At 49.4% G+C, this 17,005-nt stretch carries 15 protein-coding genes; 10 read left to right on the top strand and 5 right to left on the bottom strand.

What is annotated here, in order from left to right:
• Positions 1 to 63 precede the first annotated feature (63 nt).
• A complete protein-coding gene (locus FSU_RS08115) occupies positions 64 to 1,656 on the bottom strand; it encodes a GGDEF domain-containing protein (RefSeq protein ID WP_041917834.1) in 1,593 nt (530 codons plus the stop codon).
• A gap of 238 nt (positions 1,657 to 1,894) precedes the next feature.
• Between FSU_RS08115 and FSU_RS08110 the strand changes: the two genes are divergently transcribed.
• Positions 1,895 to 2,242 (top strand): hypothetical protein, encoded by a 348-nt coding sequence (locus FSU_RS08110; RefSeq protein ID WP_014545968.1) that lies wholly within the window; start codon positions 1,895 to 1,897, stop codon positions 2,240 to 2,242.
• A gap of 62 nt (positions 2,243 to 2,304) precedes the next feature.
• On the opposite strand, the gene FSU_RS08105 is transcribed toward FSU_RS08110, so the two are convergent.
• From FSU_RS08105 to FSU_RS08090, 4 genes are all read right to left on the bottom strand, one after another.
• Positions 2,305 to 3,648 (bottom strand): hypothetical protein, encoded by a 1,344-nt coding sequence (locus FSU_RS08105; protein WP_155808745.1) that lies wholly within the window; start codon positions 3,646 to 3,648, stop codon positions 2,305 to 2,307.
• A 104-nt stretch (positions 3,649 to 3,752) separates the two neighbouring features.
• Positions 3,753 to 5,525 carry a hypothetical protein gene (locus FSU_RS08100; RefSeq protein WP_014545966.1) on the bottom strand — a complete coding sequence of 591 codons (1,773 nt, stop codon included), beginning with the start codon at positions 5,523 to 5,525 and terminating at the stop codon, positions 3,753 to 3,755.
• 179 nt (positions 5,526 to 5,704) lie between these two features.
• Positions 5,705 to 6,880 (bottom strand): FprA family A-type flavoprotein, encoded by a 1,176-nt coding sequence (locus tag FSU_RS08095; RefSeq protein ID WP_014545965.1) that lies wholly within the window; start codon positions 6,878 to 6,880, stop codon positions 5,705 to 5,707.
• Between the two features lie 45 nt (positions 6,881 to 6,925).
• Positions 6,926 to 7,417 carry a hypothetical protein gene (locus tag FSU_RS08090; RefSeq protein WP_015731961.1) on the bottom strand — a complete coding sequence of 164 codons (492 nt, stop codon included), beginning with the start codon at positions 7,415 to 7,417 and terminating at the stop codon, positions 6,926 to 6,928.
• A 314-nt stretch (positions 7,418 to 7,731) separates the two neighbouring features.
• Here FSU_RS08090 and FSU_RS08085 point away from each other — a divergent pair, with 314 nt between their 5' ends.
• The 9 genes from FSU_RS08085 (at position 7,732) to FSU_RS08045 (ending at position 16,962) form a co-directional block, all read left to right on the top strand.
• A complete protein-coding gene (locus FSU_RS08085; RefSeq protein WP_208854516.1) occupies positions 7,732 to 9,321 on the top strand; it encodes a thiamine pyrophosphate-dependent enzyme in 1,590 nt (529 codons plus the stop codon).
• Positions 9,322 to 9,339: 18 nt separating this feature from the next.
• The gene (locus FSU_RS08080) at positions 9,340 to 9,813 is read left to right on the top strand and encodes a 2-oxoacid:acceptor oxidoreductase family protein (protein ID WP_015731959.1); all 474 of its coding nucleotides are present in this window, start codon (positions 9,340 to 9,342) and stop codon (positions 9,811 to 9,813) included.
• A gap of 208 nt (positions 9,814 to 10,021) precedes the next feature.
• Positions 10,022 to 10,804, top strand: coding sequence for an LPS export ABC transporter periplasmic protein LptC (gene lptC / locus FSU_RS08075; protein ID WP_244263595.1), 783 nt, complete (start codon positions 10,022 to 10,024; stop codon positions 10,802 to 10,804).
• Entirely contained in the window at positions 10,804 to 12,147 is a 1,344-nt protein-coding gene (locus FSU_RS08070) for a hypothetical protein (RefSeq protein ID WP_014545960.1), read from the top strand. Before lptC ends, FSU_RS08070 begins: the two co-directional genes overlap by 1 nt.
• 5 nt (positions 12,148 to 12,152) lie before the next feature.
• Positions 12,153 to 12,881, top strand: a complete 729-nt coding sequence (lptB, locus tag FSU_RS08065; RefSeq protein ID WP_014545959.1) for an LPS export ABC transporter ATP-binding protein — start codon at positions 12,153 to 12,155, stop codon at positions 12,879 to 12,881.
• 8 nt (positions 12,882 to 12,889) lie between these two features.
• Complete coding sequence (gene rpoN / locus FSU_RS08060) at positions 12,890 to 14,521, top strand: RNA polymerase factor sigma-54 (RefSeq protein ID WP_014545958.1); 1,632 nt, start codon at positions 12,890 to 12,892, stop codon at positions 14,519 to 14,521.
• A gap of 185 nt (positions 14,522 to 14,706) precedes the next feature.
• Entirely contained in the window at positions 14,707 to 15,024 is a 318-nt protein-coding gene (gene hpf / locus FSU_RS08055) for a ribosome hibernation-promoting factor, HPF/YfiA family (RefSeq protein WP_014545957.1), read from the top strand.
• Positions 15,024 to 16,052 (top strand): HPr(Ser) kinase/phosphatase, encoded by a 1,029-nt coding sequence (gene hprK / locus FSU_RS08050; RefSeq protein ID WP_014545956.1) that lies wholly within the window; start codon positions 15,024 to 15,026, stop codon positions 16,050 to 16,052. Before hpf ends, hprK begins: the two co-directional genes overlap by 1 nt.
• Positions 16,045 to 16,962, top strand: a complete 918-nt coding sequence (locus FSU_RS08045; protein ID WP_015731956.1) for an MlaD family protein — start codon at positions 16,045 to 16,047, stop codon at positions 16,960 to 16,962. Before hprK ends, FSU_RS08045 begins: the two co-directional genes overlap by 8 nt.
• Positions 16,963 to 17,005: the final 43 nt, after the last annotated feature.

The raw sequence follows: 17,005 nt of genomic DNA, 5'->3' as shown, positions 1-17,005 counted from the left end.
GGCGGAGAGTTCCCTGCACAAAATACTGACTAGTACTAAGTTCTAAGCTCTAAGTTCTGCCAACTAGCTTTTCAGTTTACCCTTGTCTATATACATGAACGTGTCGGCTCTCTTGAGCACGTCCTTCACGCATTCGTCAATTTTGCTGCTGTAATCCGCCATGCCTGCCGCAAACGAAATGCTCTCCTTTGGGGCGTCAGGCTTGCGATTCACTGATGATTTCAGCTTTTCGAAAAGTTCTGCGCGTTTTTCGTACTGTTCGCCGAAAAGGATGATGACAAATTCATCACCGCCGATGCGGAAAACCGGGCTGTGGCTGAAAACATTGCAGAAAACCTTGCTGCAGTTCTTGAGATATTCATCGCCCATGTCGTGCCCGAACGTATCGTTGATAACCTTCAGGTCGTTGACGTCGCATTCTACAAGCGCGAATTTTATTTTGTCCTTGGCCTTGATTTCGTTGTCAATCAGTTCGCATTTCGCCTTGAACGCGGCGGCGCTCCCGACTCCTGTGAGCGGGTCTTTGTTCGCAATGAGCTTTGTATGCTGGAGATCCTTTCTCAAGCGTTGTGCGGTTTCTTCTAGACGATGTTCCTCTTCGACATTGATAATGCCGATAATGAACCCCTGGGCGTTGCTTTTGTCGCTTGCGATTTTCAGGCGGTAATGCTCAATCTGTCCGTTGACGCTGGCGAGGAACGGAATGGTGTAATAGGGGGCCGTCTGTAAAAGCTCAATGCACTTGTCAATGGTTGATTTTTCGATAAATTCGCTAAATTCGTTTGGAACGTAAATGCGCTTCATAAAGTTGTCAAAATCCTTGGGGTTGGTGGAATTGCGACCTTCCCACAGGAGCGGAGTAAACTTTTCGCTGATCTGGTAGAACTTGGCTTGGTTCTTGGGAATATTGACGTACACGACCACGTCGTAGTCCGAAGAAAGCCCTGCGATGATGACCGCCTTTTGTGACAAGTCCCTGTTGCGGCTAATTTTCGAGATGAAAAATGCATAGATGGTACAGCAGCCGAGCATGGATCCGATGGAATCACACGGAGAAAATGGAAATTCCCTTTGCAGAAAACCGCACAGGACCGGTGCCGAAATAAACAGGAACCCTGCGGCATAGTGTTTGCGGGCGCTTGTCTTTTTTGCGCTCGCTGTTTTGTAAACCAGAAAAATTGCAATGACGAAGAATGTGAAATATTGGCTGTAATATAGCAGGTTTCTCCCGTTCATGACGATGTAGGTGCCCTCGTCGCTGATGCCGAAAAGAAAACTTGACCTGAAATTCATCAAAAGAAGGACTAGCTGGAATATGACTAGCGCTAGGGACAACATCTTGGCGGGAATAGCCTTTTCGCGCTCGATGTTGATGAAATTCAATATGTAGTTGAGCCAGATAAAGGCCATGACAGCGGCTGCCGCATGGAAAAACGAGGATGACAGGAAAAGCAGGAAGTTGTTCTTGATAGCTCCGCAGCCGAAAATCCCCCAGATACCGTCCTGGAGGCAAAATACAATCACCCAGTTGGCAAGGTACAAGAAGTCCTTGTCCGTTTTTTCGCTTTTGTCCAATACGATTCTAAACTGATTCTTGAAAATCAGCAAGACGAACGCACAGGTAAAAGCTAGCACGGAATAAAGAGGATCGACCATATACACCTTGAAGTATTTTAAATTAATATAAGATTTTTGTACTGATTTTGCAAGTTTTTGTTTTTGGCATCCCGGCTTGCTCGCTAGTCATTCCCGCTTTTTTCTCGTCTGTTATTCCCGCCTACCTGTCCTCGCTTGACGGGGACGAGCGGGAATCTCCTTTTTTCTAAAAAAATCTTGACTTTCCCGTTTTTTTAATGGATATTATTAGGAGGATTTAATTACAAGGAGTTTGACCATGAAGACGAATAGCTTTTTAGTCGGTGCCATTCTCGGTGCCGCAGCGACTGTTGCCGTGACGAAGAAATTTTTTAAGTGCTGCTCTTGCGATGAAGACGGAGTCTGCGACAATCCGGTCATCAAGGATGCCGACGATGCCGTCGAAAAGCTCCGCAATTCCGTGGATAGCCTCCGCAAGGAACTGAACAGCCGCATTGAATCCGAACAGACCTACGCTGCCAAGTGCGAAGATCTCAAGGACCAGGTGGCCAAGCAGAACGCAGAAATCAACAACCTCAAGAATATCTGCGAAATGCAGGACAGCCGCAACAAGAAACTCGAAGAGGAACTAGCCAGCAAGAAATAACTGGCGAAGCGGTACCCCGTTATTATCTAGTGATGCCCGCCGTTGAGCGGGTATTTTTTGTATTAGAACTTTACCGCAATTCCCAGGTGCGTTGCAAAACCATTACGGAACAGCAATGCCGAAGCGCTGCGTTCCAGTGAACCGCTCTTGTCCTTTGCGACTTGTTCGTTCGGGTTCACGATAGAGCCTATGATGCCCCCTGAAGGTTTGGAGTTGCTGTCGCCATCGGAATCGGCGAGGTAGTCTTTGTAGTCCACGTAAAATGGAATGATTTGTGAAATTCCGTACTGGAGTGAAACGCTGACCGGTCCTTCTTTTTGCAGCTCAATGCCGAGGGAGAGAATGCTTCCGATGCCACTTACCTTACGTAACGTTTTTTCGTTTGTAATCTGGTGGGTTGTCAGGATGACCGTTTCAATTTCCTTCTGTATGTTCACTTCTCCGCTAGCCCCGAAAAAGTCCAGTTCAACGCTTGGCTTAAAGATGTAGCGCTTGCCTTTTTTCCAGTAGTAAGAGGCTCCGCTTACGATTGCGGATGCGTCCAGTTCTGCGTTGGCACGGAATGTCCTCTGCAAAAACGAGAACGAGAGTCCCTTGAGGACAGAGCCGGGGAGAGCCCGGTTAAGGGCGAGAGTTTCGTAAAATCGTTCCTGGTTCGAAAATACTTTCCCTGAAATATGCATGAGCTCCAAATGTGTCCACAAATTTTCCCATTGCCATCTGGCGTAGCTCATGTGGACGCTTGCTTCTATCGGAAGGTACATGAAACGCTTGCGGCTTGTTTCTTCGTGGTAAATCCCGTAAACCGTCATGTCGGCGCCTATGTAGGTGTAGCCCGCATCAAGGCGTGAATTGCTGAAGGCGTATCCGTATTCGCCGTTTAAAACGAGGACGCTTGCGGAATCTCTCAGGTAGTATTCCTTGTCCGGATTGCGTGGGAGTGTCCGAATGTGGTTTAGGGATAAATTAATGTAATGGTTCTTTATTTTGGAACCCGCCGAAAGTTCACTATAGACAAAGTGCGATTCCCAATCCACAGGAATGGTGCTTATCAACTCTGTCTGTTTTATGGGAACCCAACTGATTGTGCCTAAATCTACGGAGCCGAATGCAAAGCGGGCTTTTGCGGTGAACAGGGAATCGTCACGATGGAACGATGCTTTGGGCATGACCATCGGCAGGGTGCTTACATCTAGGCCCAGGGAATAGTTTTTAAAATGGCTTTCAAATCCCGCATTTGCGATGGTCTGTTTGCTTGCAGTTTTGAGGTGCCAGTTGTTTTCGGTGTACCGGGAGTGGATTTCTATATGTTGTATGGAACCATAAACATCAAAGTTTTTGATGCTGAACGTGTCCCTGATGCTGCACCCTTTTGCCGCAAAATGCTTGTCTTTTTGGTGTAGCAAAAAAAGCCCGCCGCAATCGGCGAGCCCGACGTTTCTTGCCGCTAGGGCCTGAATCGCGACAAGCCCAAGTGCAAGTATAGTTCTTCTAGTGTTAGCCACTAATCTTAATCTTCGTTATCGCGGAATTCCGTCTTGAGGAGTTTCCAGAATGCGTCTGCTGTCATGCCTGGGAATGCTCCACCGAATGTAACATCCGGGAAGAAGATGTAGTTCTGCATATCGTCAAACGTGTAGTCCTTGTATTCCTTGCCGTCGGCGGTCAGTTTTCCGTTAGCGAGCTTCTGGTACGAAATCGTCTTGTTGCCCGAAGCGTCGGTGAAGTAGAATGCATTCGGAACGTCGTCGAGGTAAGCGTTAGCAAAGAGGTGGATGCCGTTTTCAACCTTGCACACGGAAGAGTTCAGCTTGACAGGACTTGGGACGAATGTTACGATATCGTCATTGTAGTAGTTGCTGGAAATCGGAGAGAAGGATACTTCGCAGTTGTTGAACAGCAAGTCGTAGCATTTGTCAAATCGTTCATCGCCAATTTCGTAGTTGAGGCAGAAGTAATGTTTTTCTGGATTGCGATAGTCCTGGTTTGCGTGGGCGTGGAAATAATCGAACTTGATTGCTTTTTCGACTTGGTATCTTACCGCATCAATAAGATCGTTTTCGGCGTAAGTAACTCCGTGATATCCGAAATCTGTGGACCATTCAAAACCTTCAACCGGGATGTTCCAGATCGAGGCGTCGTTGAATTTGTGGTAGGGGAGGTATTGCTGATATCCATCTGTAATCTGGAAGAACTTGGCGAGGTTCACGACGAGCTTGGTGCCGTGCGGGAGTGTGATGGTAACACCGGTGTGCAAAGATTCGCGGTAGTGTTCCAATGAGTCAATGGCCTTCTTGAAATCGCGAACGCTTACGTCGGACATTTCATCGTCGCCAACAATGTAGGGGTCGTTTTTCTGTGTGGTGCGTCCCGTCTTGGCTTCGTCAATGCCGTATTGCAGGCCGACTTCTACAAATGCGATGGCGGTATCAAGTAAGTTCGGGATGTCGGTATAGCGGGAGGTCCAGTTGCTGTAGACTCTGGAGAAGGCACTTTCCTTGCTCATCAGCGAAATGATTGTACGTGCTCCGGATTCGGTGATTTCGTGGGCGGTGAATCGGTTGTCGTTGACCCAGTCGTACTTGTTGTCGGTTGAAAAATCAATGTTGATGCTTGCGCCGAATGTGAGGATTGCCTTGGTCACGAACATGGCGGCGAGTGCCGGTGCGAATTCACCGCGGTCCAGCTCGTAAGTCTTGTCTTTGTAAGTGTAGTTGCAAGTAAACTTGTCATCGCCGACAATGTTCTTCATGTAGATGATTGCCGAGTCCATGGACGGGATTGCCTGAGCCATGGCTTCCTGGGCAAAGCTGGTGAGCAACTTTCCGTCACTTGTAATGAGAAGCTGGTTGAAATCCCTTACACCCATATCGTCCAGGTCAATTTTGTTCTGGACGGTGTCGATGAACGACTTGATATCCTTATTGTTGACGAGGTCGGTGATGATGCTCAAGGCGTAGCCGAGCTGGGCTTCGCAGTTGCCCGGGTATTTGTCAAGGACACTCTTGAATGAACTTTTAGTCTGTGCGCTAACGACCTGTGCGCTCTTGAAATTGCCTTTGCCGATATCTTTTAGGATGTCTGCGATATTCGCCTTTGCTTTTTCCAGTTCTGCCGAAACGCTGGGGTCAGAAACTTCCTGGCAGCTGAATGCTTCAAACTTTGGGGTGTTGGGTGTGTCGCTCCCCGATGAAAAATTGCTGGGATTGGAATCTTGGCCGCATGCTGCGAAAAGTGAACAAGTTCCAACTGCAAGTGCGAATAACTTTTTAGATATCCACATAAAATAAAATCTCCTTTTGGAGAAAAATATAAAATTTCACTTTTAAAACAAATGTTGGCGTAATATTTTGTTGATAAAAGTCAAACTAATGCTTGAATTTGCAAAAAATGGCTAACTCTAAACGAAAAAGTCGGCGGAGGCCGACTTTTTTCTAAGCTCTAAGTTTTGCCAACTAAGTTCTATTTCCCCAAATCCTTCGCGAATTCTATAGCGAGTTCTTCGAGTTTTGCGGCAGAAGTCTCGTCGAGGGCGGACTTGAGTGTGACCGTTGTTTCGCAGAATGTCACGTTCTTGAGCGTGTCAAGAATCTCGTGCATTTTCTTGGCTGCCATCGGAGCCCACGTGCCGTTTTCGACAATGCCCACTTTGCGGTTGCTGTAGTTTTTCGCCTTGATGTGCGTGAGGAACTTTTCGGCAGCGGGGAAGAGCCCGGCATCAAGCGTTGTCGCGCATACGGCGAGATGGCTATAGCGGAATGCCTGTGCGACCGTCTCCGAAGAGTACGTGCGTGCCAAGTCCATAATCGTCACGTCAACGCCTTTTTTACGGAGCGATTCGGCGAGCTTTTTCGCGGCTTCTGCCGTGTGGCCGTAAACGCCTGCGTAAGCGACAAATACGCCTTGTGTTTCAGGCGCATAGCTGCTCCAGGTGTTGTACTTGTCAATGTAGAAGTTTAAATTGTCTGTAATAACCGGACCGTGCAACGGACAAATCGTCTTGACTTCGATGCCCGCGAGCTTCTTCAACACGCCCTGCACCTGCATGCCGTATTTCCCGACGATGTTGATATAGTAACGTCTTGCTTCGCTCACCCAGTCTTCGCCGAGCTTGCCAGAAAGTCCGAATGTGCCGAACGCATCGGCGGAGAACAGAATCTTTTCGGATTCGTCATAGCTGAGCAAGACTTCAGGCCAATGGACCATCGGGGCCGCGATAAACTTTAGCGTGTGTTTGCCGAGCGAAAGCGTGTCACCATCCTTGAGCGTGAGCGTCTTTGTGCCCTCGGGGAGCTTGACGAACTGCGGAATGAACGCAAGTGCCTTTGCAGATGCGGCGATGGTTGCGTCCGGGTACTTCTTGATAAATTCGAGAAAGCCTCCGGCGTGGTCGGGTTCCAAATGGTGGACAATCAAGTAGTCGGGCGTTTTGCCCTGCAATGCGTTTTCGATATTCTGCAACCATTCCGATACTTTGTGTGCATCGACCGAGTCCGTCACAGCAATCTTTTCATCAAAAATCACAAAAGAATTGTAAGAAATTCCATCGGGAACTTTATACTGCCCTTCAAAAAGATCAATCTCGCGATCATCCACACCGACAAACTTGATGCTATCACTAAAATTTAAAACGTTCATGATTACCTCCAAAGGTTTGTAGGAATAATAGTATTTTATTAGACCCTATTTTGCAAAATTTGAACGGTGAGGGGATGCCTCCCACTGTGTATCAGAATTTTTAAGCCATGCCCTTTCCCTGGCGGCACTCTCGCGTTTCTTTGTTTCTTGATTGATTTTCACAACCGCTTGAGCCCCGCTGAAGAGGCCCTCGGGGCACTTCTTCTCCTTTTCGTCATCATCCTTGTTTCGAAACATCTGCTCGATGAAGGAATATTCTTTCCAGTAGCCATATTTTTCCGTGCCCAAGACTACTTCGTCAATTTTTGCTTCAATGGTCAACTGGCATCGCGAAATCGTGGAACGGTAAAAGTCACACTCGTTCGTATTTTCGCATTTAAGGATTCCATTTACATAAAAGTCGTATGCGTCATCGTCATCAGCCACGACAGTGACATGTTGTAGATTCAAAGTCGAGAAAAAGATAGATGCGCATCCGTTGAGGAATAGTGCTGCAAAAACAGCAAAGGTGTAGAATGTTTTTCTTTCATTATTCATTTGGTTGTAATATAGCAAAAAAGGAAGTGGTCGAGACCAATTTTGCTGAGTGTGTTGATTTGTAGATTTTTTGTTTAATGGCTGCTAGATAGTACATCGATGTGTTGGATTACGACTGATAAATACGAAAATGTAGTCCAAACGTGTTGTTGCAAGGATCGGCGAGGATCCCGCGCAATCCTTTTTTCTATATTGCAGTTCGTTTAAAAAACGATTAAAACAAAAAAGGAATATCATGCCAGCTTTTGATCCAAATGCGAAAAAGATGCTGATTTCGGGCAACGAAGCCATTTCCCTTTCCATGCGTCATTGCAATGTGCAGCTTGCCGCAGGTTATCCGGGGAACTCCTTCCACCGAAATCTTGGAAGATTACTCTGAACTGGGTGGCTATGCCCAGTGGGCTCCGAACGAAAAGGTCGCTGCCGAAGTCGCTCTCGGTGCCGCTTTTGGACACGCCCGCAGTGTTGTCACCATGAAGATGGTTGGCTTGAATGTGGCAAGTGATGTTCTTTATACTGCAACTTACACGGGTGTTGATGGCGGCATGGTGTGGATTGTTGCCGATGACCCGGGTCAGGGCAGCTCCCAGAACGAACAGGATACGCGTAACCACGCCAAGGCATCCGTTTGCCCGATGTTCGAACCGTCCAACTCCCAGGAAGCCTACGACTTCTTCCGCATCGCCATGCAGACGAGTGAAAAGTTCAAGATTCCTGTCATCCTCCGCATGACCACCCGCGTGGACCATTCCAAGTCCATCGTCGTGCCGAAGGAAGAACTCCCGGCAATGGTGCCGAACTTTGAACGCAACATCGCACAGCATGTGATGGTGCCGGGATTCTCGAAGCCGGCTGGCCGTCGCCTCCGCGCCAAGATGGACGAAATGGAAGCATGGAACGTTGCTGAAGGCCCGAACAAGGTCGAAATGCGTAGCGCTGATTTCGGTATCATCGTGAGCGGCATCAGCTACCACCACGTTCGCGAAGCCGCCCCGGAAGCAAGCATCCTCAAGCTCGGTATGACCTACCCGCTGCCGATGCAGCTCATCAAGGATTTCGCGAAGAAGTTCGAAGGCAAGCGCCTCATGGTCATCGAAGAAAACGACCCGTGGCTTGCTGAAAACATCAAGGCCGCTGGCATCCAGTGCGAAAGCAAGTTTGACCCGATTTTCCGCTTTGGTGAACTCGACGTGAACCGCGTCCGCCGCATTATCGCTGGCGACAAGAACCCGGATCCGGTTCCGGTCAAGGGTAAGCCGCCTATGCTCTGCCCGGGCTGCCCGCACCGCAGTTCCTTCGCAGTTCTCAAGGAACTCGACTGCATCGTTTCCGGTGACATCGGCTGCTACACGCTGGCCGCTCTCCCGCCCATCAGCGCCATGGACTACATGATTGACATGGGTGCCGCAATCGGTATGGGTATCGGTCTCCGTAACGTGCTCCCGCGCGAACAGGCAAAGCGCGTTGTCTCCGTGATTGGCGACTCTACGTTTGTTCACAGTGGCATCACCGGCCTTGTGGAAGCGGGTTATAACCGTCCGGAAACTGGCCACGTCGTCGTCATTCTCGACAACAGCATTACCGCTATGACCGGTCAGCAGGAACACCCGGGTACGGGCCGTCACCTCGACCACTCTCCGGCATACAAGATTGACTACAAGGAAGTCGCGAAGGTCGCCGGTTTCGACAACGTCTACGAAGTGAACCAGGTCAAGGAACCGGAAGAATTCAAGCGTCTCGTGAAGGAATCCCTCGAAAAGGACGAACTCACGCTTATCGTTGCTAAGAGCCCCTGCATTCTCGCCCTCAAGAGCATCCTTGCCTGGGACAAGGCAAACAAGGAAAAGGCCGAAAAGGCACTTGCCGAAGCGGAAGCCGCTGCCAAGAAGAACAATAACTTTTAATAGAGAGGTTGAATAATTATGAGCGTAATGAACGTTAAATTTGCAGGCCTCGGTGGCACAGGCGTTATCAAGGCTAGTGACGTGATGGCCGAACTCGTTTTCGAACAAGGTTACGACGTGAAGAAAGCTGAAGTCCATGGCATGAGCCAGCGCGGCGGTTCCATCGCTTCTGACGTGCGTTTTGCAAAAGATGAAGAAGTGCAGTCCCCGATGATCCCGTGCGGCGAAGCCGACTACCTCGTCGTCTTTGACGAGACGCAGGTTGTCGTGAACGAAGCCTACATGAAGCAGGGTGGCGTGCTCCTCACGCCGGCCGACATCGATGTTTCGAAGCTCGAAAACGTGAAGGCTTTGAACGTCGCCATGCTCGGCAAGCTCTCCAAGTACTTTGACTTCACCGTCGATCAGTGGATGGTCGCTTTGAACAAGCTCTTTGCCGAAAAGTTCCACGAAGGCAACAAGAAGGCATTCATGCTCGGCCGCGAAGGCTAAGTAACAAAGGCTCTCGCCTTTACAATGTCACCCCGGCCACTGTGCCGGGGTCGCCTTTTTTTAGCGTCAGTTATTTTTCATTTGTGTGTCGGATTGTACAACCCTTGTACCTTTCTCCCCAAGAAATACGCCCAAATTCCCTCAAATTTCCGAGAAAACCTTAAATAACGTGCTTTTATATTTGTAATTTGTGTTTGTGGCACAATTTTTGCAGAACATAAAGAATGCGCTTGCGCCGGCATCTTGCTCGGCGGCATCCCGTTATGCGTCCCTCGCATCTTGCAAAGTATCCCGCAAAGCATCTCGCTTGTGGGGCGTTTTCGCATGTGCCATTCTAGCTGCATTTTTGCTTGGTTGCGAAGAAATCGAAGAACCCAAGCCTTGGATTCGTGTCGAGCGCCCGCAGATGCTCTTTACCGATACGACTCTTCTCGACAGCTACGATAAGGGCGTGCTCAACTGGCGCCTGAAAACCGCTTATCTGGAACGCTGGGCCGACAAGGAAATCGTGACGGTGCGTCCGGTGTTCGTGGACATTTACGATTCCATTGGCGAGCGCGTGGCGTTTCTGCGTGCGGACTCCGGCAGTCTCGACATGACGTTCACGTACGTTTACGCTTACGGCCACGTTTATGCGCTGACTCCGAAGGGCGCCTCGGTTCGTGCCGATTCGCTCCTCTGGAACAAGAAGGATAATTTGGTCAGAACCGCAAGCTATGTGCGCGTTGTCTCCGAAGACGGCGACGTGTTGCAAGGTGTCGGTTTTGAAAGCGATGCGCAGTTTGACAACTGGAAAATTCTTTCTAACGTGACGGGTATTTTCCAAGATGCGGCAAAACGTATGAAGGATGAAGACAAACGACAGGCTGAGGCGGAACGTCTAAGCAATCCGCCGTCCTCGTCGTCGCAGGCTGCAAAGCCCGCCTCGTCACCGTCCAGGAAGGCTCCGCCACGCGGTCTCCCGTTTAGGCCAAAGGCAGGGATGCCGTAATGAATTTCCGCGCATTCCTCTTCATCGCTGCAACCTTCCTTGCGGCTACTCTCGCATTTGCGCAGTCCTCGCCGCTCATCATGTACCACGCTGACAACCTCGATGTGTCGCGCAAGCGCGGAACTCTCCTCTTGACCGGCAATGTCCACTTTGTCCATGACAGCGTTGCTTTCAAGACGCAGCGCGCTTCTTGGAACCGCAATACCGAAACGGTTGAATGTGGCGGCGGGTTCCTCTTCACGCATCCGTCCGGATTCGTGCGCGCAAGGAACGGCTCTTATCAAAGAAAAAGCGAAATTGCGATTGCCTCTGGCGAAGTGAGCGCAGGCGATTCCGCAGGCAACTACCTCATGACCGGTCAGTACCTCAAGTACGACCGCAAAGAAGACATCGTGACAATTCCGATGTCGCCGAGACTTTATCAGTACGAAAAGCAGAAAAATGGTACGATTGATACCGTAACGATTTCTTCGCGCTCCCTCATTTTCGACAAGAAGAACAGCTTTGCGCAAGCCTTTCAAGATGTGAAGCTCACACAGAAAGATCTCGTGGTCACTTGCGATACGGGTTACTTTAATCGCAAAGATAATTGGCTCAGCATGAAGGGCCACCCGACTTGCGATATGAAGAATTACCACCTCACGGGCGACTCCATTTTCCTCGTGCTTGACGAAACGGGCAAGATGCTCAAGTCCGCACTCGTGATTCGCAACGCACACGGCATCCAGAACGAAGCTCCGAAACGTGGCAATCCCGGTAACGTGACCGAAGCCTTCGGCGATACGCTCTACTGCGAATTCAAAAAAGGAAAAATTGAGCGCCTTTACGTGAACGTAAACGCCAAGGGATTTTTCTACGAAACGGACTTGAAGGATTACCGCAATTTGATGGACGGCGACCGTCTCGATTTGTATTTTAAAAAGGGTCGCATGGACCGCGCAATTGTTTCAGGCAAGGCGCAGAGCACCTACTTCTACGTGAAAAAGGATAGGACTGTTTCTGGTAAGAACGAAGCGACGGGTGACACGATTCACATTTTGTTCGATGCTCAAAAGAACGCGGTGAAGTCGCTCAAGCTCATGGGCAGAAAGACAAATGCCAGTGGGCGATTTATCGACTTGGAAAAGGCAAACCGCATTGCGGAAAATGCCAAGAAGGATTCGCTCGCAAGGCTTGATTCGCTTGCCGCAAAAGAAAAAAGTTCAAAGAAGAACTTGACAGAAAGCGATTCGACGACGATAAAGAAATCAGCGAAAGATAAAAAGTTGAGAGGTCTTTTCAACCGCCGTAGAGAAAAGGGTAAGCCGGCGGACGAAACTGCGAAAACGGAGGACGCACAGTGAAAAATTTGGTTAGCACGATACGCACCGACAAGCTGCGCAAAATTTATGGCCACCGTCAGGTGGTGAGCGATGTCTCCATCCAAGTTTCGCAGGGCGAAATCGTCGGGCTCCTCGGTCCGAACGGTGCCGGCAAGACGACCACATTCTACATGATTGTGGGCATGGTCCGCCCGGATGCAGGCCACATCTTCTTGGACGATATTGAGATGACGGACAAGCCGATGTACAAGCGCGCTCGTCTCGGTGTGGGTTACCTCCCACAAGAAGCTTCCATCTTCCGCAAACTCTCCGTTGAAGACAACATTATGGCGATTCTCGAAACGCAAGACATGAAACGTGCCGAGCGCAAAAAGAAGTTGGAACAGCTCCTTGAAGAATTCAAGATCACGCACATCCGCAAGACAAAATCCATGAGCTGCTCTGGTGGCGAACGCCGCCGCTTGGAAATTGCGCGAGCACTTGCAAGCGACCCCTCGTTCCTCTTGCTCGACGAACCGTTTGCGGGCATTGACCCGATTGCCGTTGCCGACATCCAGTCCATCATTTCGGAACTCAAGGATCGCGGCATGGGCGTGCTCATCACGGACCACAATGTGCGCGAAACGCTTTCTATTACGGACCGCGCCTATATTATGTACAAGAGCCAGGTGCTCACGGAAGGTTCTTCGCAACACTTGGCCGAAGATCCGGAAGCACGTCGCATTTATCTCGGTGATTCTTTCCGCTTGGATTAGGAGTTATTATGAATCTTGGAATGCAGGCAAATATTGGACAGACGCAGGAACAGACTTTATCTCCTGCGCTTCTCCAGTCTGTGAAGATGCTTCAGAAAACTTCGCAGGAACTGGAAACCGCCATCAAGGAAGAAGTCGAAGTCAATCCGCTTTTGGAAGTGGACGATGGTGACTTTGACGATCAGGATGTTTCCGTTGACAAGGACCCGGAAGAACTTGACCCGCGTGCAGATTCGGATGACCTTCCCGATGATATCGAGGACATGGCTCGCGGTTCCCTAGACGATACCGCCGATGTCGATAGCAGTTACCTCGACGGCGAATCTTCGGATGTGAACTGGGATAGCTATTTGGGCGATGGCACATCGTACGATGACGCTCCCTTTAACGATTTGAATTCAGGCGGGAAAGATCCGGACGAAGATTGGGACCGCCCGATCAAGGATGTGGGCAAGAGCTTGCAGGAACAGCTCGAAGACCAGCTCCGCCTCTGGAACGGCACCCGTGAATTGCAGGAACAGCTTCAAGAAAACGGCGTGACCGAAGAGCATTTCCGCAAGTTGGTCCAGTACCTCATCAACTCCATTAACGACGATGGATTCCTTTGCGATGTGAATCGCGACAATGAATCTGAAGCGATGATCGTCCAGTCGGACGACAAGTACATTGACGAGATTGAACGCGTGCTACGTGGGGAACTCAAGCTCGAAGACGCAAGCCTCCCGGTGCGCGAAGCGGTTCACGTTTTGCAGTCGTTCAAGCCGAGTGGCATTGGCGCCCGCGACCAGCGTGAATGCTTCTTGATTCAGGCATACGCCATCCCGAATTTCCCGAGCCTTGCTATCCGCATTCTCGAAGAAGAATACGAGAATCTTTTGCAGCTCCGCTATGCAAAAATTGCAAAGGCGTTGAACGTTTCCGCCGATGAAGTCAAGACGGCTGTCGCAAGCCTCTCGCGTTTGCGCCCGCATCCGGGCTTCCAGCTTTCGCATTCGTATTCGCACATTATCAATGCGGATTTGAAGGTTGTCGAAAAGAAGGGCAATTACGAAGTCGTCTGCTTTAAGACCAAGATGCAGAAGTCTCTCCGCATCAACCAGACGTACAAGGCGATTCTCACGGATCCGTCTGCATCGAAGCAGGACAAGGAATATGTGAAGGCGCAGCTTGCGAAGGCGACGGACCTCATCAAGGCGGTCGATAACCGCTTCTCGACGATTGAGCTTGTGATGCGTGCGATTGTCAAGCGTCAGCGCGGGTTCTTCGAAAACGGCCCCGCATTCCTTAAGCCGATGATCCTCCAGGATGTCGCCGACGATGTCCATTTGGCGGTGAGCACGGTACAGCGCGCGACTGACCAGAAGTACGTGGAAACGCCTTACGGCATGTACGAACTTAAACAATTCTTTACGTCCGGTGTCAAGCAGGGGTCTGCTCCGGATGCCGAAGAAGTGGGTTCTGCGCAGATTATCGACGCCATCAAGACGCTTATTGACGAAGAAGACAAGTCCTCTCCGCTCTCCGACCAGGACATCAGCGACGAGCTTTTGAAGCAGGGAATCAAGGTGGCACGCCGTACAGTCGCCAAATATCGCGAAAAAGAGCTCAAGATTTTGCCAAAGAACCAAAGAAAGCGCTAAAAAAAGCGAAATTTCGGCAATTCGCTATAGCAAATATTCCAAGATGGAACGAATTTTTTTTGCAAAATCCAATTTAGTTGTGGACTTTTGAAAAAAAAAGATGTATATACTTTAATTGCGGAACGCAAGTTCCAAAGAGTTTTTAAACGTAAATATATCTTAACATTAACATACGGAGGTTTATCATGGATATTCAGTTTTCTGCTCGTCATTTTAACGCATCGGCAGGTCTTCAGGACCGTATTCAGGAAGAAATGGATAAGTTGGCCAAATTTTACCCGAATATCACTAGCGCCTCTGTAATTCTTGACCACGAAGTTGAACACCAGCGTCATTGCGAAATTTCTGTCAACATCACAGGTTCCGTCATTGTCGCTTCTGCTGACGAAGAAAACATGGGCAAGGCTGTTGACGTAACGCTTGAACGTATCAAGGTCCAGCTCAAGAAGGCCAACGACAAGCAGAACGATCACAGATCTCAGCCGGTTTCTGAACTCACCTAATGGCTGATAGATTAAATGACATCAAGATCCTGCACCGGGAACGCTTCCCGGTGCGGGACTTTTTTATCCGCTACGGCAAAGATTTGCAGATGGTGCAACATTGCCCCGATGAGGATATGGAATCCTGCATCGAAGAAAGCGGAATCCACCGCCCTGGCCTTGCCATGGCTGGTTATACTAAAGTTTATAGTTCGCAGCAGATTCAGGTCATTGGACATACGGAATGGAATTACCTCGAGTCGGTCGGCCCTGAAGCGCGTGCGAAAATTTTTGAGAACTTGTCTGTATTCCGTGCTCCGATGTGGGTCGTGACGCATGCACAGACTCCGCACGATGAACTTAGGAATATGTGCAACCGTTTGCACATCCCGCTGTTCTCGACGACGCTCCACACTTTTGAATTTTTCAAGATAAGCCAGAGAATTCTTGACGAGTTCTTTGCTCCGCATGCCATTATTCACGGAAGCCTTGTGGATGTGTATGGTGTGGGCATGCTTTACGTGGGTGAAAGTAACGTTGGTAAGTCCGAATGCGTGCTTGACCTTGTTGAAAGCGGACATCGCATGGTGGCAGACGATGTGGTTCATATCAGCCATGTGGGCAAGTCGATTATTGGCCGTCCGGATCCGCTGATCTGTCATCATATGGAAATTCGCGGTGTTGGCATCTTGGACATTCGTTCGATGTTCGGTATCCACGCGATTCGCAAAGTCAAGAAAATTGAAATGATTGTCGAGCTCCAGCAGTGGCGTCAAGACGTCTCGTACGAACGCACTGGCTTAAACGAGATGGAAGAAAACGTCATGGGCGTGAACATCCCGAAGGTGGTGTTGCCTGTGGCGCCCGGCAAGAACATGACCGTGATTTCTGAAGTCATTGCGATGAACGCCCTTATGAAGATGAGCGGCCAGAACGTGGCAAAGGATTTCAACGAGTCCTTAATGCAGAAGATTAAGGCGAAGGCGAAGGGTGAATTCACCGATGATTTGCTAGATTTTAATCCGCAGAACTGGTCTTTCTATGAATAGTTTGCTGTTTAAAATCAAGAAAAATTTTGTAGCATGTCTTATTTTTCTCATTATCGTGGTCTCGTGTGGGCTGGCGATTTATTATTACCATCCGTCTAGCCCGTACCACAAACGCTATACGTTTGTTGTAAAATACGAGACTATCGGTACGCTTTCTCCGGGAAACCTTGTGCGCGTCCGTGGCATTGCGATGGGCGAGATTGTCGATGTGAAGCTTACGGACGAAGCGGTCTATGTCTCTGCACGTGTACTTGCCGAAGCGAAGATTCCTGTGAACTCTGAATTCCGACTTGTGACGGCGGGCCTCATGGGCGAACGCGAAATGAGCATCATTACCGGCAATTCGAGCAAACTTGTGGCGGATGGCGATACCGTAAGCGGTCTTTACGACGAAGGCACTTCTGGAATTTCGAAGAATCTTGCCGAAGTTTTCAAGGACATTGGCGATATCAAGCAGACCATCACCGATTTTTGTGATTCGATAACAGTGGGCGAGACGGGCAAGCGCTTGGACCGTGTCGGCAAGAAGGTCAAGAAGCTTTTGCGCGTGACGAATGCCGATATCCGCAAGTGGAAATCCATGGTGGATGAGCTCCTCAACGATTACCAGGAAGCGGGTGAAAAACTTGAACGCTCGTTACAGGAACTTTCGGACCGCGGTGGCGAAACCGCTACGAAGGCAAACGAAGCTATGGATCGCGTGCGTACACTTTTGGACCGTGTTGAAGCTTCTAAAAACGAGGCTCTTGCCATTGTCACCAAGTTTGACGAAAGTGAGGGCTCGGCAAGGATGTTCCTCGATGAATCATCCAAGCTGAATAAGAATTTTGATATTCTGAAAAAAGACTTCGATGCGCTGCTCAGTGGCGTCAAAAAAGACGGCCTCAAGCTCAATGTGGATATATTCTAGTCGGCAACTCCTTTTTTACCGACTTATCAACATTTTTTTTTGA

The organism is Fibrobacter succinogenes subsp. succinogenes S85 (assembly GCF_000146505.1).
Lineage (GTDB): Bacteria > Fibrobacterota > Fibrobacteria > Fibrobacterales > Fibrobacteraceae > Fibrobacter > Fibrobacter succinogenes.
The sequence above is the reverse complement of the archived record's forward strand: the minus strand, read 5'-3'. Positions and strand labels throughout refer to the sequence as shown.